General features: G+C 59.0%; 17 protein-coding genes. 12 read left to right on the top strand and 5 right to left on the bottom strand.

Annotation, left to right across the window (positions count from 1 at the left end):
* The first annotated feature begins 49 nt into the window (after positions 1–49).
* The 5 genes from PSH64_RS23445 (at position 50) to PSH64_RS23425 (ending at position 5,470) form a co-directional block, all read left to right on the top strand.
* A complete protein-coding gene (locus PSH64_RS23445) occupies positions 50–958 on the top strand; it encodes a carbohydrate ABC transporter permease (protein WP_018926470.1) in 909 nt (302 codons plus the stop codon).
* Positions 951–1,796: a carbohydrate ABC transporter permease gene (locus PSH64_RS23440; protein WP_019581464.1), complete on the top strand. Its 846-nt coding sequence runs from the start codon at positions 951–953 to the stop codon at positions 1,794–1,796. Before PSH64_RS23445 ends, PSH64_RS23440 begins: the two co-directional genes overlap by 8 nt.
* Positions 1,797–1,798: 2 nt before the next feature.
* The gene (locus PSH64_RS23435; protein WP_105346531.1) at positions 1,799–2,959 is read left to right on the top strand and encodes an ABC transporter ATP-binding protein; all 1,161 of its coding nucleotides are present in this window, start codon (positions 1,799–1,801) and stop codon (positions 2,957–2,959) included.
* Between the two features lie 191 nt (positions 2,960–3,150).
* Positions 3,151–4,497, top strand: a complete 1,347-nt coding sequence (locus PSH64_RS23430; RefSeq protein ID WP_305478865.1) for a carbohydrate porin — start codon at positions 3,151–3,153, stop codon at positions 4,495–4,497.
* 118 nt (positions 4,498–4,615) lie between these two features.
* Positions 4,616–5,470 carry a D-hexose-6-phosphate mutarotase gene (locus PSH64_RS23425; protein ID WP_305478864.1) on the top strand — a complete coding sequence of 285 codons (855 nt, stop codon included), beginning with the start codon at positions 4,616–4,618 and terminating at the stop codon, positions 5,468–5,470.
* A gap of 158 nt (positions 5,471–5,628) precedes the next feature.
* On the opposite strand, the gene PSH64_RS23420 is transcribed toward PSH64_RS23425, so the two are convergent.
* Positions 5,629–6,489 (bottom strand): MurR/RpiR family transcriptional regulator, encoded by an 861-nt coding sequence (locus PSH64_RS23420; protein WP_177319492.1) that lies wholly within the window; start codon positions 6,487–6,489, stop codon positions 5,629–5,631.
* A gap of 228 nt (positions 6,490–6,717) precedes the next feature.
* On the opposite strand from PSH64_RS23420, the gene zwf reads away from it, so the two are divergent.
* The 4 genes from zwf (at position 6,718) to PSH64_RS23400 (ending at position 10,555) form a co-directional block, all read left to right on the top strand.
* On the top strand, positions 6,718–8,187 hold the full coding sequence (gene zwf / locus PSH64_RS23415; RefSeq protein ID WP_018926464.1) for a glucose-6-phosphate dehydrogenase: 1,470 nt from the start codon (positions 6,718–6,720) through the stop codon (positions 8,185–8,187).
* Complete coding sequence (pgl, locus tag PSH64_RS23410; RefSeq protein WP_105346523.1) at positions 8,174–8,887, top strand: 6-phosphogluconolactonase; 714 nt, start codon at positions 8,174–8,176, stop codon at positions 8,885–8,887. The genes zwf and pgl overlap by 14 nt, the downstream gene beginning before the upstream one ends.
* A 17-nt stretch (positions 8,888–8,904) precedes the next feature.
* On the top strand, positions 8,905–9,570 hold the full coding sequence (locus PSH64_RS23405) for a bifunctional 4-hydroxy-2-oxoglutarate aldolase/2-dehydro-3-deoxy-phosphogluconate aldolase (protein ID WP_305478863.1): 666 nt from the start codon (positions 8,905–8,907) through the stop codon (positions 9,568–9,570).
* 259 nt (positions 9,571–9,829) lie between these two features.
* Positions 9,830–10,555 (top strand): intradiol ring-cleavage dioxygenase, encoded by a 726-nt coding sequence (locus PSH64_RS23400; RefSeq protein ID WP_305478862.1) that lies wholly within the window; start codon positions 9,830–9,832, stop codon positions 10,553–10,555.
* Between the two features lie 2 nt (positions 10,556–10,557).
* Here PSH64_RS23400 and PSH64_RS23395 read toward each other — a convergent pair whose 3' ends face one another.
* Together PSH64_RS23395 and PSH64_RS23390 are read right to left on the bottom strand one after the other, a co-directional pair.
* Positions 10,558–11,739: an aminotransferase class V-fold PLP-dependent enzyme gene (locus tag PSH64_RS23395; RefSeq protein ID WP_305478861.1), complete on the bottom strand. Its 1,182-nt coding sequence runs from the start codon at positions 11,737–11,739 to the stop codon at positions 10,558–10,560.
* Between the two features lie 26 nt (positions 11,740–11,765).
* Positions 11,766–12,002, bottom strand: a complete 237-nt coding sequence (locus PSH64_RS23390) for a DUF3820 family protein (RefSeq protein ID WP_305481202.1) — start codon at positions 12,000–12,002, stop codon at positions 11,766–11,768.
* A 202-nt stretch (positions 12,003–12,204) separates the two neighbouring features.
* Between PSH64_RS23390 and PSH64_RS23385 the strand changes: the two genes are divergently transcribed.
* Positions 12,205–12,672, top strand: coding sequence for a PA2169 family four-helix-bundle protein (locus PSH64_RS23385; RefSeq protein ID WP_105346513.1), 468 nt, complete (start codon positions 12,205–12,207; stop codon positions 12,670–12,672).
* A gap of 233 nt (positions 12,673–12,905) precedes the next feature.
* Here PSH64_RS23385 and PSH64_RS23380 read toward each other — a convergent pair whose 3' ends face one another.
* Together PSH64_RS23380 and PSH64_RS23375 are read right to left on the bottom strand one after the other, a co-directional pair.
* On the bottom strand, positions 12,906–13,376 hold the full coding sequence (locus tag PSH64_RS23380; protein WP_071553717.1) for a MaoC family dehydratase: 471 nt from the start codon (positions 13,374–13,376) through the stop codon (positions 12,906–12,908).
* Positions 13,377–13,418: 42 nt separating this feature from the next.
* Positions 13,419–14,363 carry an alpha/beta hydrolase gene (locus PSH64_RS23375; protein WP_305478860.1) on the bottom strand — a complete coding sequence of 315 codons (945 nt, stop codon included), beginning with the start codon at positions 14,361–14,363 and terminating at the stop codon, positions 13,419–13,421.
* Between the two features lie 270 nt (positions 14,364–14,633).
* On the opposite strand from PSH64_RS23375, the gene fadD2 reads away from it, so the two are divergent.
* Together fadD2 and fadD1 are read left to right on the top strand one after the other, a co-directional pair.
* Positions 14,634–16,322, top strand: coding sequence for a long-chain-fatty-acid--CoA ligase FadD2 (gene fadD2, locus PSH64_RS23370; RefSeq protein WP_305478859.1), 1,689 nt, complete (start codon positions 14,634–14,636; stop codon positions 16,320–16,322).
* Positions 16,323–16,674: 352 nt separating this feature from the next.
* On the top strand, positions 16,675–18,375 hold the full coding sequence (fadD1, locus tag PSH64_RS23365; protein WP_105346506.1) for a long-chain-fatty-acid--CoA ligase FadD1: 1,701 nt from the start codon (positions 16,675–16,677) through the stop codon (positions 18,373–18,375).
* Positions 18,376–18,469: the final 94 nt, after the last annotated feature.

Here is an 18,469-nt window from a genome sequence, read left to right as displayed (position 1 = left end):
CTACAAGGGAAAGCGCTTGTAATCCTTTCTCTTCGTACTGGATCTTCCCATGAGTTCTGTTGCTGTGTTCAGCAAGGCCTCGCCGTTCGATGCACTGCAGCGCTGGCTCCCCAAGCTGGTGCTGGCGCCGAGCATGTTCATTGTTCTGGTGGGGTTCTATGGCTATATCCTGTGGACCTTCGTCCTGTCGTTCACCACTTCGACCTTCCTGCCGACTTACAAATGGGCGGGGCTGGCGCAGTACCAGCGGCTGTTCGACAACGATCGCTGGTGGGTAGCGAGCAAGAACCTGGCGCTTTTCGGCGGCATGTTCATTGGCATCACCTTGGTGATCGGTGTGTTGCTGGCGGTGTTTCTTGACCAGCGCATTCGTCGCGAAGGTTTCATTCGCACCATTTACCTGTACCCGATGGCGCTTTCGATGATCGTCACCGGTACCGCCTGGAAGTGGCTGCTCAACCCGGGCATGGGCCTGGACAAATTACTGCGTGACTGGGGCTGGGAAGGCTTTCGCCTGGACTGGTTGATCGATCCGGATCGCGTTGTGTATTGCTTGGTGATCGCGGCGGTATGGCAAGCCTCGGGCTTTATCATGGCGATGTTCCTCGCCGGTCTGCGTGGCGTTGATCAATCGATCATCCGTGCCGCCCAGATCGATGGCGCGAGCATGCCGCGCATTTACCTGAAAGTGGTGTTGCCGAGCCTGCGCCCGGTGTTCTTCAGCGCAGTGATGATCCTGGCCCACATTGCTATCAAGAGTTTCGACCTGGTGGCGGCAATGACCGCCGGTGGCCCGGGTTATTCCTCCGATCTGCCTGCGATGTTCATGTATTCCTTCACCTTCAGTCGCGGCCAGATGGGCATGGGCTCGGCCAGTGCGATTCTGATGCTCGGTGCGATTCTCGCGATCATCGTGCCTTACCTGTACTCCGAGCTGAGGGCCAAACGTCATGACTAGTTTCGCTGCCAAACCTGCCATCAGCCTGAGTCGCATCGCGATCTATGGCGTGCTGCTCCTTGCGGTATTGCTGTACCTGATACCGCTGGTGGTCATGCTGTTGACCAGTTTCAAGACGCCGGAAGACATCAACTCCGGCAACCTGCTGAGCTGGCCGACCGTGGTCAGCGGTATTGGCTGGATCAAGGCCTGGGGCACGGTTGACGGGTACTTCTGGAACTCGATCAAGATCACCGTTCCGGCGGTAATGATCTCCACGGCCATCGGTGCGTTGAACGGCTATGTGCTGTCGATGTGGCGCTTTCGCGGGTCGCAGTTGTTCTTCGGCCTGCTGCTGTTCGGTTGCTTCCTGCCATTTCAGACGGTCCTGCTGCCGGCCTCGTTCACCCTCGGCAAGATGGGCCTGGCCAGCACAACGACAGGCCTGGTGTTCGTGCACGTGGTCTACGGCCTGGCGTTCACCACTCTGTTTTTCCGTAACTACTACGTCAGCGTTCCCGATGCGCTGGTGAAGGCGGCGCGGCTCGATGGCGCGGGGTTCTTCACCATCTTCCGCTTGATCATCCTGCCGATGTCCACCCCGATCATCATGGTCTGCCTGATCTGGCAGTTCACCCAGATCTGGAACGACTTCCTGTTCGGCGTGGTGTTCTCAAGCGGTGACTCGCAACCCATTACGGTGGCGTTGAACAACTTGGTCAACACCAGTACCGGGGCCAAGGAATACAACGTTGATATGGCGGCGGCAATGATCGCCGGGCTGCCGACCCTGCTGGTCTATGTGGTCGCAGGTAAGTATTTCGTGCGCGGGCTGACGGCCGGCGCAGTCAAGGGGTAATCATGGCTACGCTCGAACTTCGCAATGTAAACAAAACCTATGGCCCCGGCCTGCCGGACACCCTCAAGAACATTGAGCTGTCGATCAAGGACGGTGAATTCCTGATTCTTGTGGGCCCTTCGGGTTGCGGTAAATCGACCCTGATGAATTGCATCGCCGGCCTTGAGACCATCACCGGCGGCGCGATCATGATCGGTGACCAGGACGTCAGCGGCATGAGCCCCAAAGACCGCGACATCGCCATGGTGTTCCAGTCCTACGCGCTGTACCCGACCATGAGCGTGCGCGAAAACATCGCGTTCGGTTTGAAGATCCGCAAAATGCCCGCCGCCGATATCGACGCGGAAGTCGCTCGCGTGGCCAAGCTGCTGCAAATCGAACACCTGCTCAACCGCAAGCCGGGTCAGCTCTCCGGTGGTCAGCAACAGCGCGTGGCCATGGGCCGGGCGTTGGCGCGGCGGCCGAAGATCTACCTGTTCGACGAACCGCTGTCCAACCTCGACGCCAAGCTGCGGGTCGAGATGCGCACCGAAATGAAACTGATGCACCAGCGCCTGAAAACCACCACGGTCTACGTGACCCACGACCAGATCGAAGCGATGACCCTGGGCGACAAAGTGGCGGTGATGAAGGACGGGATTATCCAGCAGTTCGGTACGCCGAAAGACATCTACAACAACCCGGCCAACCTGTTCGTGGCGAGCTTTATCGGTTCGCCGCCGATGAACTTCATTCCCCTGCGTTTGCAACGCAAGGACGGCCGTCTGTTGGCGCTGCTCGACAGCGGTCAGGCGCGCTGCGAATTGCCGCTGGGCATGCAGGATGCCGGGCTCGAGGACCGCGAAGTGATCCTCGGCATGCGCCCGGAGCAGATCGTGCTGGCGAACGGCGAGCCAAACGGTTTGCCAACCATTCGCGCCGAAGTGCAGGTCACCGAACCGACCGGTCCTGACACCCTGGTATTCGTCAATCTCAACGACACCAAGGTCTGCTGCCGTCTGGCACCGGACGTCGCACCGGCCCCGGGCGAGACCCTGACGCTGCAATTCGATCCGTCGAAAGTGCTGCTGTTCGATGCCAAGACCGGTGAGCGCCTGGGCGTGGCCGGCCTGCCAAAACCCGAAGCTCACAGCGCCAACGTGGCCCAGTTCAAAGGCCGCTGAAGATCAAATGTGGGAGCGGGCTTGCTCGCGAAAGCGGTCTGACATTCAACAGTGATGTCGACTGACACACCGCCTTCGCGAGCAAGCCCGCTCCCACAGGGGGGATTCGTGGCGGATGGAGACATCCGTCGCAATCGATGTAAACCGCGTTAGATAAAAACAGTTAATAACAATAAAACGAGGATGTAGGGATGAAGAAGAACAACAACGCTCAGCTGATCTGCCAATTGTCAGCGGTTGCGGCGATGATGCTGGCCGGCAGTGTGCACGCGGCTGACGCGTTCAGCGCTGATTCGCAGTGGATGACCGGTGACTGGGGTGGCGAGCGGACCAAGCTGATCGAGCAAGGTATCGACATCAAGGCCGACTATGTCGGTGAAGTGGGCGCCAACCTGCACGGCGGCTACAACGACGACAAGACAGCGCGTTACGCCGACCAGTTTGGTCTGGGCGTGGCGCTGGACCTGCAAAAGCTGTGGGGCTGGGATAACACCCAGGCCAAGATCCAGCTCACCAACCGTAACGGTCAGAACATCTCCAATGACCGTGTCGGCGACCCGCGTGCCGGCACCTTGAGTTCCTCCCAGGAAGTCTACGGCCGTGGCCACATGGTCCGTCTGACCCAATTGTGGATCAAGCACCAGTTCCTCGACGGGAAACTGGACGTCAAGGCCGGTTACTTCGGCGAAGGCGAAGACTTCAACACCTTCCCTTGCGAGTTCCAGAACCTGGCATTCTGCGGTTCCCAGGCGGGTAACTGGGCGACCGGTATCTGGTACAACTGGCCGGTCATGCAGGCAGCGCTTCGCGTGAAGTACAACATCACGCCTGAGTTCTATGCGCAGATCGGCGCGTACAACCAGAACCCATCGCAACTTGAGCACGGTAACGGTTTCAAGCTCAGCGGCAGTGGCACCAAGGGCACCGTCTTGCCGGTTGAATTGGTCTGGTCGCCGAAGGTCAACAACCTGCCGGGCGAATACCGTGTCGGTTACTACAAGAGCACGGCCGACGCCAGTGACGTGCGTAAGGACGACGACGGCAATGATGCAGCGACCACCCGCAACGCCTATCGCAGCCATGACAGCAAGCACGGCTACTGGTTCGTGGCGCAGCAACAACTGACCACCCATAACGGTGATGCTTCGCGCGGTCTGAACATCGCGGCCAACGCCACCTTCCACGACAAGGACACCAACTTCGTCGACAACTACCAGTCGCTGATGTTTGTTTACAAAGGCCCGTTCGATGCTCGTCCAAAAGACGACGTCGGGATCGGTTTCTCCCGTATCCATGTCAACGATGACGTGAAGAAAAACTCTGAGTTGGTCAACGCCGCCAATGGTGTCACCGACTACAACGATCCACTGTTCGCGCCACTACGTAGCACCGAGTACAACTACGAGATCAACTACGGTTTCCACGTTACCAACTGGCTGACGGTGCGTCCTAACCTGCAATACATCACTCACCCAGGTGGTGTGGATGAAGTTGATAACGCGCTGGTCGCTGGTCTGAAAATTCAGTCGGTGTTCTAACGCTGTTGCGATAAGCTCCTCTCTATGTGCGCATATTTGCGGACGGCCATGGCTGTCCGCTTTTTTTTGGGGGGACGGCGCACCCTCGGGTGACAGATGATTTTCAGGACCGTGGTACATGCTTGAGCATCCGCTACAACGCTTCTTCAAGTCCTTGCGCGAACGTCCGGTGTTTGCGTGGGAGCGCTATCAGATGCGCGACGTGCTGGTGATTGATCATCCGCTGTGTCAGGCGGTGTTCAGTCGTCAGGGCGCGCAGTTGCTGCACTTCCAGCCAAAGGGCCAGAAACCCTGGCTGTGGTGTGCGGCGAAATGGCCGCATGTCGGTGCGATTCGCGGCGGCGTGCCGGTGTGCTGGCCGTGGTATGGCCGCCACCCAAGCGAAAACGCCTGGCCGTCCCATGGCTGGGCGCGCCTGCTGGATTGGAAGCTGCTGGACAGCAGCAGTGACGACGAAGGCGTGCACCTGCATTGGCAGTTACAGCTGTGCGACTGGCAAGTGGACTTGCATGCTCATTTGGGCGAACGCATGGATTTGCAGCTGAGCACCGAGCATCAGGACGACATGCCGTGCCAGCTGAGCCAGGCGTTGCACGCCTATTGGCGTATTGGCGACGTCGGTGAGATAGCGCTGTCTGGGCTCGACGGGGCGCAAGGTTACGATCAATTGAACCGCCAGGTTTGCCAACAGGAAGGCGAGTTGCGGGTCGACGGTGGTTGTCAGCGCGTGTTCCAGCACGACGGCGAATTGCAGCTCAAGGACCACGCCTGGCAGCGCGAACTGTGCATCGATACCGGTGATCATGCGGACACGGTGGTCTGGCATCCCGGTTCGCGGCCGCTGCTGGGCGTGAGCTGGAACGAGATTTCCGAGTTTGTCTGTGTGGAAGCGGCCAGCGGCGGCACCGACAGCCTGTGCCTGGCACCGGGGGAGCGGGCGCATTTGAGTTTGCAGGCGCGGGTTGGGGCTTAGCTCAAGATCCATGGTGTTGCGGGTATCGCTTTCGCGAGCAAGCCCGCTCCCACAGTGGATCTGTGTTGAACACAAATGCTGTGTCCACTGAAGATCTAATGTGGGAGCGGGCTTGCTCGCGAAGGCGGCTTGTCAGGCAACAAAGAACTCAGGTTGGGTTAATTAAACTCATCGCCAATCGGATACCGACTGGCATTCAGGCTTTCCTTGATCTTGCGCAGATGCGGCTGGAAATCCACGCCCCGGCGCAGGGTCATGCCGGTGGCGAGTACATCGAGCACGGTCAGTTGAATGATCCGCGAGGTCATCGGCATGTAAATGTCGGTGTCTTCCGGCAACGGAATGTTCAGGCTCAAGGTACTGGCCTTGGCCAGCGGCGAACCTTCGGCCGTCAGCCCCAGCACCGAAGCGCCGTTTTCCCGGGCGATGCGCGCCACTTCCACCAATTCGCGGGTACGGCCGGTGTAGGAAATGATCACGAACAACTCACCGGTGTGGGCCACCGAGGCAATCATGCGTTGCATCAGCACATCGGCGTGGGCAGTCACCGCCAGGTTGAAGCGGAAGAACTTGTGCTGCGCATCCAGCGCCACCGGGGCCGAAGCACCGAGGCCGAAGAAGTGGATCTGCCGGGCCTGGATCAACAGGTCGACGGCGCGGCTGATCAGGCTCGGATCAAGCGCCTGTAATGCACTGTCCAAAGAAGCGATGGCGCTGCCGAAAATCTTTTTGGTATAGGCCTCTGGATTATCGTCGGCCTCGACCGCACGGCTGACATACGCCGCGCCACTGGCCAGGCTTTGGGCCAATTGAAGCTTGAGTTCCGGGTAGCCGCTAACGCCAAACGAACGGCAGAAACGGTTGACCGTCGGCTCGCTGACTTTAGAGGCCTGGGCGAGGGCGGCGATGCTGAACCGGGTGGCCTGCTCCGGGTTGAGCAGGATCACTTCGGCGACTTTGCGTTCTGCCTTGTTCAGGTCTTCAAGGCGATTCTGGATCTGTTCCAGTAAATTTCGCACGCGGTCCATTTCATGTTCCTTAGGTCAGCAGCGCAAATAAGCGTTCGGCTAATGCAAATTGGGCCTTTGATACGGCCCATAACGGTGGCCTATCCTACTGATGGCTCCGACCGACCACCACTCGGAATCTGTATTTTGCGAAAATGTTGTGGTTATTACTACATTTTCCCTTGAGTGATGCCTTGAAAAAAGGTATTTGTAGCTTAACTTGATAAAAGAACAAACATCATGCCTTCGATTACGGTTGAACCGTGCACCTTTGCCTTGTTCGGCGCTCTCGGCGATTTAGCCTTGCGCAAGCTGTTTCCTGCCCTTTATCAACTCGATGGCGCCGGCCTTCTTCATGAGGATACGCGCATTATCGCGCTGGCCCGTGAACCTGGCAGCGAGCAACAGCATCTGGCGTTCATCGCCACCGAGTTGCGTCGCTACGTGGGCGCCAAAGAGCTGGATGAAGCCGTACTCGAGCGCTTCCTGGCCCGTTTGAGCTACCTGCATGTCGACTTCCTCAAGGCTGACGATTACGTTGCCCTGGCCGAGCAGGCCGGCAGCGCCCAGCGGGTGATTGCCTACTTCGCCACACCGGCGGCGGTTTATGGCGCCATTTGTGAGAACCTGTCGAAGGTCGGCCTGACCGAAAACACCCGCGTGGTGCTGGAAAAACCCATCGGTTCGGACCTGGAATCCTCGCGCAAGGTCAACGACGCCGTGGCGCAGTTCTTCCCGGAGAACCGCACCTACCGCATCGACCACTACCTGGGCAAAGAGACCGTACAGAACCTGATCGCCCTGCGTTTCGCCAACAGCCTGTTCGAAACCCAGTGGAACCAGAATTACATCTCCCACGTGGAAATCACCGTGGCCGAGCAAGTCGGGATCGAAGGCCGTTGGGGCTATTTCGACAAGGCCGGCCAGCTGCGGGACATGATCCAGAATCACCTGCTGCAACTGCTCTGCCTGATTGCCATGGACCCGCCGGCCGACCTGTCCGCCGACAGCATCCGCGACGAGAAGGTCAAAGTGCTCAAGGCGCTGGCGCCGATCAGCCCGGAAGGCCTGACCACTCAAGTGGTACGCGGGCAGTACATTGCCGGTCACAGCGAAGGCAAATCGGTGCCCGGGTATCTGGAGGAGCCTAATTCCAATACCCAGAGCGACACCGAAACCTTCGTTGCCCTGCGTGCCGACATTCGCAACTGGCGCTGGGCCGGCGTGCCGTTCTACCTGCGCACCGGCAAACGCATGCCGCAGAAGCTGTCGCAGATCGTCATCCACTTCAAGGAGCCGTCGCACTACATCTTCGCCCCCGAGCAGCGCTTGCAGATCAGCAACAAACTGATCATCCGCCTGCAACCGGACGAAGGCATTTCCTTGCGCGTGATGACCAAAGAACAAGGCCTGGACAAGGGCATGCAGCTGCGCAGCGGTCCGTTGCAGCTGAATTTTTCCGACACCTGGCGCAGCGCACGGATTCCCGATGCCTACGAGCGGTTGTTGCTGGAAGTGATGCGTGGCAATCAGAACCTGTTTGTCCGTAAAGATGAAATCGAAGCCGCGTGGAAGTGGTGTGACCAGTTGATCGCCGGGTGGAAAAAATCCGGTGATGCGCCCAAGCCGTACGCGGCCGGGTCCTGGGGGCCGATGAGCTCCATTGCATTGATCACGCGGGACGGGAGGTCGTGGTATGGCGATATCTGAATTGAAACTGCCCCAGGGCGTCAGCGCCCATGAATTCAAAAGCCCGGTGCTGCTGGCCGAAGGCCTGGCATTGGCAGTGGCCAAACAACTGAGCGACGCGATTGCCGCACAAGGTACCGCGACGCTGGTGGTGTCCGGTGGACGCAGCCCGGTGGCGTTTTTCCAGCACCTGGCCAAGCAGGCGCTGGACTGGTCGAAGGTGGTGATCAGCCTGGCTGACGAGCGCTGGGTGCCGGTAGAACATGCCGACAGCAATGCCGGTCTGCTCAAGCGTTACCTGTTGCAAGGCCCGGCGGCCAAGGCCCAGTTCCTGAGCCTCTACAGTGCCACCGCCAACCTGGAACAGGCCGCCGAGCAAGCTGATCGCTTGCTCGCCGAACTGCCGGCGATCGACGTGCTGGTGCTGGGCATGGGCGACGACGGTCACACCGCGTCGCTGTTCCCCAACAGCCCGAACCTGGCCGATGCCTTGAAGGTCGATGGTACTCGTCGTTGCTGGCCGATGCTGGCGCCGACCGTACCCCATCAGCGCCTGACCATGAGTCGCGCACTGCTGGCTTCGGCCAAGTACACCGTTCTATCGATTTCCGGTCAGTCCAAGCTGACCACCCTGAGCGCCGCACTGGCCGGTGACGATGTCGCCGCCATGCCGATTCGGGCGTTTCTGCAACCTACGTTAGAGATTTACTGGTGCCCATGAACCAAGGATCAGCCGCTATGAAAAACACATCCCCGACCGTTTCCATGGCGGACAAAGTTGCCCTGATCGACAGCCTTTGCGCCAAGGCGCGGATCCTGCCGGTGATCACCATCGCGCGTGAACAGGACGTGCTGCCGTTGGCCGACGCCCTGGCGGCCGGTGGTCTGACGGCGCTGGAAGTGACCCTGCGTTCGCAGTTCGGCCTCAAGGCGATCCAGATTCTGCGCGAGAAACGCCCGGAGCTGGTGACCGGGGCCGGTACGGTACTCGATCGCAGCATGCTGGCCGCTGCCGAAGCCGCCGGTTCGCAGTTCATCGTGACGCCGGGCATCACCCGAGATCTGCTCGAAGCCAGCGTCGACAGCCCGATCCCGCTGTTGCCAGGCATCAGCAACGCCTCCGGCATCATGGAAGGCTATTGCCTGGGTTATCGCCGCTTCAAGCTGTTCCCGGCGGAAGTCAGCGGCGGCGTCGCGGCCATCAAGGCGTTGGGCGGCCCGTTCGGCGAAGTTAAGTTCTGCCCGACCGGTGGTGTCAGCCCGGCCAACATCAAAAGCTACATGGCGTTGAAAAACGTGATGTGCGTGGGCGGTAGCTGGATGCTTGACCCTGAATGGATCAAGAACGGCGACTGGGCCCGCATCCAGGAGTGCACCGCCGAGGCGTTGGCGCTGCTGGACTGATCTGATTTACCTGACACTCGTTGTGTGTTCTACGGCTTTACGGTGCGCTTGGTCGGTGCACCGTTTTTTTTTGCCCGGTGAAAAACCTGTGGGAGCGGGCTTGCTCGCGAAAGCGGTGCGTCAGCCGACAACACTGTTGAATGTGATGCCGCCTTCGCGAGCAAGCCCGCTCCCACAGGACATCATGTGATACATAGTTACCGCATCCCGCCGCTCGTCCAGCGTTAACCTGCGTTCATCTTATGGAAGAGAGAACGTCATGGACGACAACACTGTAATCATCCCCCCTCTACCGGTTCACCAACTGTCACCCGAACAGGTCGCGGGCCCGTATTTTCGAAACCCGAAACTGATCAGACGAAACGTCAGCGAAGGCATGGACGGCATCCCCCTGGTGCTGCGGCTGACGATCGTCGATGCGATGACCGGTCAGCCGGTAACCGGGGCATTGGTCGATATCTGGCATTGCAATGCGCGGGGGGCGTATTCGGGCTGGAGCAAGGTCAATCCGGACAAGGAAGTCGATGTGGATGATATCGGGTCGATCCCGCGCACCGACGACGATACCTACCTGCGTGGTGGGCAATTCACCGACAAAAAGGGCATCGTGCGGTTTACCACGATTTATCCGGGGTTCTATGCCGGTCGCGCGCTGCACATACATGTCGCGGTACGAATTACTGCCGGCAACAACTATCTGGAAGAGCGGCATGTCGCCTGGGTCGGCCAGCTTTACTTTCCCGAGGTCGCATCAAGGTCGGTGCTCAACGCTCGTGAGTACAGCGGTCGAGCCGTCTCACCGCTGACCAATGAGGAGGATCTGTTTTATCAACGCATGGGCGGCGAAGCCTCGACCCTGAGCATTCACGCCATCGGTCGAGACTCGAATGAAGACGGCTTTTTCGGGCAAATGACCATCGGTGTCGACACGTTTGCGGTGTCATCGCAGATCAAGCCCGAGGACTTCGACAAATACACCGTATGACGTCAGCGCAATTCGCTCAGTGCCCGGGCCAGCGTATCCATGTCGTCTGCCGTGGTGGTGAGCCCCGGCGTGATGCGGATGCACGGGCCACATGCTGCGCCGCTACGCACCACGGTAAACAGGTTGTAGTCGTTGAGCAAACGATCGACCATCGCCTGTTGGTCTGCATGCCGGGTAAAGCGCATGGAGGTGATGCCGCAATACAGGCGCGGGTCATCGGGGGTCATGACTTCGATCCCCGGTAACCCCCGGACGGCATCGACCCATCGATTGCGCAGGTAGTTGAGCCGCGTGCTCTTGGCGACGGAACCACCCATGGCGTGATGTTCCTCGAACACCAGCGGCAGGGTCAGCAGGGCCGGAATGTTCGGGGTGCTGTAGGGCGTGCGGGCGCGAATGTCGGTGACCGGGAAATGCATCTCGCCCATGTCCGGGTCGATGTCGGCCAAGCGCTCGGGCGCGATGTAAATGAAGCCGAGAGTCAGCGGCGCACCGATCCATTTGTGCAGGTTGTAGCCGGCAAAGGCGATGCCCAGTTCATCGAGTTTGAACTCGATCTGGCCGAGGGCGTGGGCGCCATCGAGGATCACGTCGATGCCGTGTTCTCTGGCGGCGGTAGCAATCGCCTGCACCGGCATCACCAGGCCGGTGCGATGGGTGACATGGGTCAGGGCCATCAGTTTCAGTCGTGGGTAACGCACAAAGGCATCACGGTAAGTGGCCAGTAAACTGTCGAAAGTGGCGGGGTGATGGTGCTCGATCTCGATCACTTCCACGCCTCGATAGCGGGCCAGCCAACGCATGGCACCCTTGACCGTGTCGTACTCCAGGTCGCACAGCAGGACCTGATCTCCAGGTTCCAGGCGATTGTAGTTGCGGATCAGCGATTGCAGGCCATCGGAGGCATTGCGGGTGAAGGCGACGGCCTCGGCCGGTGCGTCGATCAGTTCGGCCAGTTGCGCGCGAATCTTGACGCTTTCGCTCTGTTCGAAGCGCTGGCGCACATGCACCGAGTTGCCGCGATTGATGAGTTCGATGTTGCGTTGATATTCCTCCACCACCGTGCGCGACATGCGCCCGAAGTAACCGTTTTCCAGGTTCAGGGGGCCGGGTTCGACAGCGTAGCGGTCGGCAAAGGTCTGCCAAAAGCCTTCATCACGGGCACGGCGGGTGTTTTCGGGCATGAGCTTCTCGGTGCGATGGGGGCGGTTCAGTGACGAGGGGCGGGCTTGCCGTGTTTGGCGCGCAGCGGTTCGAGCAGCTCCGACAGGCCGTTGTGGTCGACTTCCTGCATCAACGCCAGCAAACCACCCAGTTCCCCATGAGGGAAACCTTCGCGGGCGAACCAGTTCAGGTACTGGCCGGGCAGGTCAGCGATGATGCGGCCCTTGTATTTACCGAAGGGCATTTCTCGGGTGATCAGCAATTCGAGTTTTTCAGGATTCATCATCGATCGTCTTGATTCAAAACAGACTGGAAAATACAGGCATTCTGCATGCAGGCCAATTGACAGATCATGCAAAAGAAGCGGATACAGATTTCGCCTAAAGATTAACCTATTGAAATATAAGTAAAAAATTTCAATTCAAAGCTGGCATGCAGGGTGCAACGATTGATTGCATCTTTCATCAACCGCAAGGAATTGAAAAATGACCGACATCAACAAAGAAGCGATCTCTGTACTCAATGACCTGATTGAAACCAGTAAAGACGGTCAGGAAGGGTTCAAGACTTGCGCTGAAGACATCAAGAATCCAGAACTGAAAAACCTGTTCATTCAACGCTCCGCCGATTGCGCCAGTGCCGCTGCCGAACTGCAGGCCACTGTGCGTTCCCTGGGCGGTGATCCGGAAACCTCCACCAGTGTCAGCGGCGATCTGCACCGTCGTTGGGTGGATGTGAAGTCAATGTTCACCGGCAAGGATGAAGAGGCGGTGCTGAACGAAGCCGAGCGCGGTGAAGACCATGCGAAGAAGGCTTACAAGGAGGCATTGGAAAAAATCAACAAGTACAACCTGGTGGGCATTCGTGACATCGTTGAACGCCAATACCACGGCGTGCAACGCAACCACGATCAGGTGAAAGCCCTGCGCAACCAGGCTCGCGCACGCTCGTAAGCGTTCGTTACCCAACAAAAACGCCAGCCAGTCTGGCGTTTTTTTTGTACCCAGCCTGTGGGTCTCCTATGTGGCGAGGGGGCTTGCCCCCGTTGGGGTGCGCAGCGCCCCTGAAACAGGCGCCGCATTTGACCTGATTAAACGCGGTAGCAGGTTTTACGACTGCTTCGCAGTCGAACGGGGGCAAGCCCCCTCGCCACAGGGAAGGCCTCTCATCACAAGGAAGTGATGAATCAGCCGATGCTGATCGCCGGCAACGTCGGCAACGTCACGGTCTGTTGCTTGCGCGGCGCCAGAATCTCCGCTTCGCCATCCACAACCAACTCATCGCGCTGGTTGAACACTCGAGTGGCGATGCGCACACGGAATTTCGGCAGTTTCTCGAGAATCTCCAGGCGCACAGTCAGCGTGTCGCCAATCTTCACCGGCTTCTGAAAGCTCATCTGCTGACCGATATAGATCGTCCCCGGCCCAGGCAACTCGCAGGCCACCGCCGCGCTGATCAACGCGCCGCTGAACATGCCGTGGGCGATACGCTCCTTGAACATGGAGGCGGCGGCGAACTCGGCGTCCAGGTGCACCGGGTTGTGGTCGCCGGACATCGCGGCGAACAACTGAATGTCGCGCTCTTCGACGGTCTTGCTATAGCTGGCGGTCTGGCCGACTTCGAGGGCTTCGTAAGGGGTGTTGGTAACCTGGGTCATCTGTCTCGATTCCTGTGACGAATTAAATGAATCCACAAAAAACTATTCGGCTCTGGGTGGCCGGCGGTTGCTCAAGGCCTGGGCGATCCAGTTCAGCACGTCGGCAGTCACCTCATCGCGATTGCTTTCATTGAACAGTTCGTGCCGGGCCTGCGGGTAAATATTCAAGTGCAGGTTCTGGCATCCAGCATCGCGCAGGGCGTGGGCCAGATCTTTCAGACGTTTGCCTTCGCTCACCGGATCACATTCGCCGCCAATCACCAGCAGCGGCAGGCCCGGATCGATCTGGGCGAGATTGGACGCTTTGCTGATTTGCTGCAAGCCGCCGAGTAAATCGATCCATAACTGATTGGTGCAGCGAAAGCCGCAGAGCGGGTCATTGGCGTACTTGTCGACTTCAGCCGGGTCGCGGCTCAACCAGTCGAACGAGGTGCGCGCCGGTTTGAATTTCTTGTTGAACGAGCCGAACGACAGCCATTCGATCAGTGCGCTGCGACCCTTGGGGCCCTGGCGCAGGCGTTCAAGACGTGCAATCTGTCGCGCCACGCGATAGAGCGCCACGGGCTGGAAGTTCGAGCCGCTGAGAATCGCCCCGTGCAGGCTGGCGCTGTGGTGCAGCAAGTAGGCCTGGGCGATGTAGCTGCCCATGCTGTGCCCCAGCAACACGATCGGCACGCCGGGATGCTGTTGGCCGATGTGTTGGTTGAGGCAGGCCAGGTCGCTGACCACTTTGCACCAGCCATCGTCGTCGGCGAAGTGACCCAGCGTGCCGTTTTCAGCGGTTTTGCCATGTCCACGCAGGTCCGGTGCGTAAACGCCGTAGTCCTGTTCGCAGAACTTTTCTGCCAGACGGGCGTAGCGACCGCTGTGTTCCGCCATGCCATGGGCCAGCAGGATCACCGCTTTCAACGGAGCCGCCGGCAGCCACTGATTGACAAAGAGGCGGCTGTGGTCGGTCGCGGTCAGCCAGAAAGTGTCGTGGATCATGGCGATTCCTTTGCTGGAGGGCTGTATGTGGCTGGCGGGTGGGAAACAACTCGTTGCATTGTATAGCGCATCCCGGGTGCGCCGTCTGATCAGGCCTCGCCGGGGCAGCAAGATTCACGGGATCTATGAGGGTCGTGAGCATATTTGCCTGATTCGTTATAGCTGCTAGTGTCCGGGAAGCCCCGCTTTTTGCTTTCTGCTTTTTAAGGAATGAGAGAGAAAGGACCGAAGAGCGGCCCCGGATAGATTCAGGTAAAGAGGACAAGAACAATGCAACCTGATTTCTGGAATGACAAACGCCCGGCCGGCGTGCCCCTGGATATCGACCTTGGGGCCTATAAGTCGGTGCTCGAGGTGTTCGAGCGTTCCTGCAAGAAATTTGCCGACCGTCCGGCGTTCAGCAACATGGGTGTGACCCTGACCTATGCCGAGCTGGAACGCTACAGCGCGGCGTTCGCCGGTTACCTGCAAGCCCATACCGACCTGGTGCCGGGGGATCGCATCGCGGTGCAGATGCCCAACGTCCTGCATTATCCGATTGCCGTGTTCGGCGCCTTGCGCGCCGGGCTGATCGTGGTCAACACCAACCCGCTGTACACCGCGCGGGAGATGCGTCATCAGTTCAAGGATTCCGGTGCCCGGGCGCTGGTGTACCTGAACGTATTCGGACAGAAGGTTCAGGAAGTGCTGCCCGACACCGACATCCAGTACCTGATCGAAGCGAAGATGGGCGACCTGATGCCCAGCGCCAAGGGCTGGCTGATCAATACCGTGGTGAGCAAGGTGAAGAAGATGGTTCCGGCTTATTCACTGCCGCAGGCCATTTCCTTCAAGAGCGCGCTACGTCTGGGCCGGGGCCTGGGCATCAAGCCGCTGAACGTCGGCCTCGACGACATCGCCGTGCTGCAATACACCGGCGGCACCACCGGGTTGGCCAAGGGCGCGATGCTGACCCACGGCAACCTGGTGGCGAACATGCAGCAGGCACGGGCATGCCTCAGTCAGCTGGGGGCCGACGGTCAGCCGCTGCTGCGCGAAGGGCAGGAAGTGATGATCGCGCCGCTGCCGCTGTACCACATCTATGCCTTCACGGCGAACTGCATGTGCATGATGGTGACCGGCAACCACAACGTGTTGATCACCAATCCACGAGACATTGGCGCCTTCATCAAGGAGTTGAAGAACTGGCGGTTCTCGGCGCTGCTGGGGCTCAACACGCTGTTCGTCGCGCTGATGGACCATCCCGACTTCAAGACCCTGGATTGCTCCAGCCTCAAACTCACCAACTCCGGCGGCACGGCGCTGGTCAAGGCCACCGCCGAGCGTTGGGAACAGCTCACCGGCTGCCGCATCACCGAAGGTTACGGCCTGACCGAAACCTCGCCGGTGGCCTGCACCAACCCCTACGGCGACCAGTCGCGCATCGGTACGGTCGGCCTGCCTGTGCCGGGTACGACCCTGAAAGTGATCAATGATGAAGGCGTCGAGCAGCCGCTGGGTGAACGTGGCGAACTGTGCATCAAGGGCCCGCAGATCATGAAGGGCTACTGGCTCAAACCCGAAGCCACCGCCGAAGTGCTGGACGCCGACGGCTGGTTCAAGTCGGGTGACATCGCAGTGATCGACCCGGACGGTTTCGTGCGTATCGTCGATCGCAAGAAGGACATGATCATCGTCTCTGGCTTTAACGTGTACCCGAACGAGATCGAAGACGTGGTGATGGCTCATCCGAAAGTCGCCAACTGCGCGGTGATCGGCGTGCCGGACGAGCGGTCAGGGGAGGCGGTGAAGTTGTTTGTGGTGGCCCGTGAATCGGGGGTCAGCCTTGAAGAGCTGAAGGCTTACTGCAAGGAAAACTTCACGGCGTACAAAGTACCCAAGCACATTGTGTTGCGTGAGTCGTTGCCGATGACGCCGGTGGGCAAGATTCTGCGGCGGGAGTTGCGGGATATCGCGTAATCGTCAGAGATCGCGCTTCGCGCATCGCGGGCAAGCCCGCTCCCACAAGGAACAGTGGTGACCTTGCGGGAGCGGGCTTGCCCGCGATCCTTTTAGAGGATGAAAGCCCCGATTTCAGCGGCTTTCAGGGTTGTATAGGTTTTTTGCTCTAAAATGACTGCTTGTTTGTCTTGAGTCATTAAAGTGACTGTAGAGGCTGATTTAGGCTCTAGTCGGCCCTTGGCAAAGCTGCTACTCTCGGCGCGCTTTGTGACTTCTCGGCCTGTGTAAAGCCAGATTCACCTATAAAACACACCAATAATAATCGCATCAAATGCGGTGTTGAATTCGCGTTGCTGAGGAGTGGGCTTCCATGATCGAAGACTTTTGGAAGGATAAGTACCCAGCTGGAATTGCTGCCGAGATCAATCCAGACGAGTACCCGAATATTCAGGCAGTGTTGAAGCAATCCTGCCAACGCTTCGCTGACAAACCGGCATTCAGCAACCTGGGCAAGACAATCACTTACGGTGAACTGTACGAATTGTCCGGTGCCTTTGCCGCTTACCTGCAACAGCATACCGATTTGCAGCCAGGCGATCGAATCGCCGTGCAATTGCCCAACGTGTTGCAGTACCCGGTCGCTGTTTTCGGCGCCATCCGCGCCGGGCTGATCGTGGTCAACACCAACCCGCTGTACACCGCGCGGGAAATGGAACACCAATTCAACGACTCCGGTGCCAAAGCCCTGGTCTGCCTGGCCAACATGGCGCACCTGGCCCAGACCGTGGTGCCGAAAACCGGCGTCAAGCACGTGATCGTCACTGAAGTGGCCGACCTGCTGCCGCCGCTCAAGCGTCTGCTGATCAACAGCGTCATCAAGTACGTGAAGAAGATGGTCCCGGCCTATCACTTGCCCAAGGCCATCAAATTCAACGACGTGCTGAGCAAGGGGCATGGCCAGCCAGTGGCGGAAGCCAACCCGGCCAGCAGCGACGTTGCCGTGCTGCAATACACCGGCGGCACCACCGGCGTGGCCAAGGGCGCGATGCTGACCCACCGCAACCTGGTGGCCAACATGCTGCAGTGCAAAGCGCTGATGGGCTCCAACCTCAACGAAGGTTGCGAGATCCTGATCACGCCGCTGCCGCTGTACCACATCTATGCCTTCACCTTTCATTGCATGGCGATGATGCTGATCGGCAACCACAACATCCTGATCAGCAACCCGCGCGATCTGCCGGCGATGGTCAAGGAATTGTCGAAGTGGAAGTTCAGCGGTTTCGTTGGTTTGAATACGCTGTTCGTTGCGTTGTGCAACAACGAAGCGTTCCGCAAGCTGGATTTCTCGAACCTGAAAGTCACTCTGTCCGGTGGCATGGCCTTGCAGCTGGCGGCGGCCGAGCGCTGGAAAGCGGTTACCGGTTGCCCGATTTGCGAAGGTTACGGCATGACCGAAACCAGCCCGGTGGCCACGGTGAACCCGATCCAGAACATCCAGATCGGCACCATCGGTATCCCGGTGCCGTCGACCCGGTGCAAAGTCATCGACGATGCTGGTGTTGAACAGCCGTTGGGCGCCATCGGTGAACTGTGTGTGAAAGGTCCGCAAGTCATGAAGGGCTACTGGCAGCGTCAGGAAGCCACCGATGAAATGCTCGACAGCGAAGGTTGGTTGAAGACCGGTGATATCGCGCTGATCCAGCCCGATGGCTACATGCGCATTGTCGATCGCAAGAAAGACATGATCCTGGTCTCCGGTTTCAACGTGTACCCCAATGAACTGGAAGACGTGCTGGCGACCCTGCCGGGCGTGCTGCAATGCGCGGCCATTGGTGTGCCGGACGAAAAGTCAGGGGAGGCGATCAAGATTTTCATCGTCGCCAAACCAGGCGTGACCCTGACCAAGGAACAGGTGATGGAGCACATGCGCGCCAACGTCACCGGTTACAAGGTGCCTAAAGCGGTGGAGTTCCGCGACGCGTTGCCGACCACCAATGTCGGCAAGATCCTGCGCCGCGAGTTGCGCGACGAAGAACTGAAGAAACTGGGCCTGAAGAAAGTAGGCGCCTAGCCAAACAAAAGCCCCGCGGATGCGGGGCTTTTTGTATCTGGTCGGGCTATTTGCAGCGCCTGTCAGGCCGCCTTCGCGAGCAAGCCCGCTCCCA

Source organism: Pseudomonas sp. FP1742, assembly GCF_030687145.1.
GTDB lineage: Bacteria > Pseudomonadota > Gammaproteobacteria > Pseudomonadales > Pseudomonadaceae > Aquipseudomonas > Aquipseudomonas frederiksbergensis_D.
The sequence above is the reverse complement of the archived record's forward strand: the minus strand, read 5'-3'. Positions and strand labels throughout refer to the sequence as shown.

What these genes read in the sequence shown, in the direction of transcription:
- fadD1 (WP_105346506.1), top strand. Translation starts at nt 16,675, where the DNA reads ATGATCGAAGACTTTTGGAAGGATAAGTACCCAGCTGGAATTGCTGCC.
- PSH64_RS23445 (WP_018926470.1), top strand. Translation starts at nt 50, where the DNA reads ATGAGTTCTGTTGCTGTGTTCAGCAAGGCCTCGCCGTTCGATGCACTG.
- PSH64_RS23425 (WP_305478864.1), top strand. Translation starts at nt 4,616, where the DNA reads ATGCTTGAGCATCCGCTACAACGCTTCTTCAAGTCCTTGCGCGAACGT.
- PSH64_RS23375 (WP_305478860.1), bottom strand. Translation starts at nt 14,363, where the DNA reads ATGATCCACGACACTTTCTGGCTGACCGCGACCGACCACAGCCGCCTC.
- PSH64_RS23405 (WP_305478863.1), top strand. Translation starts at nt 8,905, where the DNA reads ATGAAAAACACATCCCCGACCGTTTCCATGGCGGACAAAGTTGCCCTG.
- PSH64_RS23440 (WP_019581464.1), top strand. Translation starts at nt 951, where the DNA reads ATGACTAGTTTCGCTGCCAAACCTGCCATCAGCCTGAGTCGCATCGCG.
- zwf (WP_018926464.1), top strand. Translation starts at nt 6,718, where the DNA reads ATGCCTTCGATTACGGTTGAACCGTGCACCTTTGCCTTGTTCGGCGCT.
- PSH64_RS23400 (WP_305478862.1), top strand. Translation starts at nt 9,830, where the DNA reads ATGGACGACAACACTGTAATCATCCCCCCTCTACCGGTTCACCAACTG.
- PSH64_RS23380 (WP_071553717.1), bottom strand. Translation starts at nt 13,376, where the DNA reads ATGACCCAGGTTACCAACACCCCTTACGAAGCCCTCGAAGTCGGCCAG.
- PSH64_RS23385 (WP_105346513.1), top strand. Translation starts at nt 12,205, where the DNA reads ATGACCGACATCAACAAAGAAGCGATCTCTGTACTCAATGACCTGATT.
- PSH64_RS23430 (WP_305478865.1), top strand. Translation starts at nt 3,151, where the DNA reads ATGAAGAAGAACAACAACGCTCAGCTGATCTGCCAATTGTCAGCGGTT.
- fadD2 (WP_305478859.1), top strand. Translation starts at nt 14,634, where the DNA reads ATGCAACCTGATTTCTGGAATGACAAACGCCCGGCCGGCGTGCCCCTG.
- PSH64_RS23390 (WP_305481202.1), bottom strand. Translation starts at nt 12,002, where the DNA reads ATGAATCCTGAAAAACTCGAATTGCTGATCACCCGAGAAATGCCCTTC.
- pgl (WP_105346523.1), top strand. Translation starts at nt 8,174, where the DNA reads ATGGCGATATCTGAATTGAAACTGCCCCAGGGCGTCAGCGCCCATGAA.
- PSH64_RS23395 (WP_305478861.1), bottom strand. Translation starts at nt 11,739, where the DNA reads ATGCCCGAAAACACCCGCCGTGCCCGTGATGAAGGCTTTTGGCAGACC.
- PSH64_RS23435 (WP_105346531.1), top strand. Translation starts at nt 1,799, where the DNA reads ATGGCTACGCTCGAACTTCGCAATGTAAACAAAACCTATGGCCCCGGC.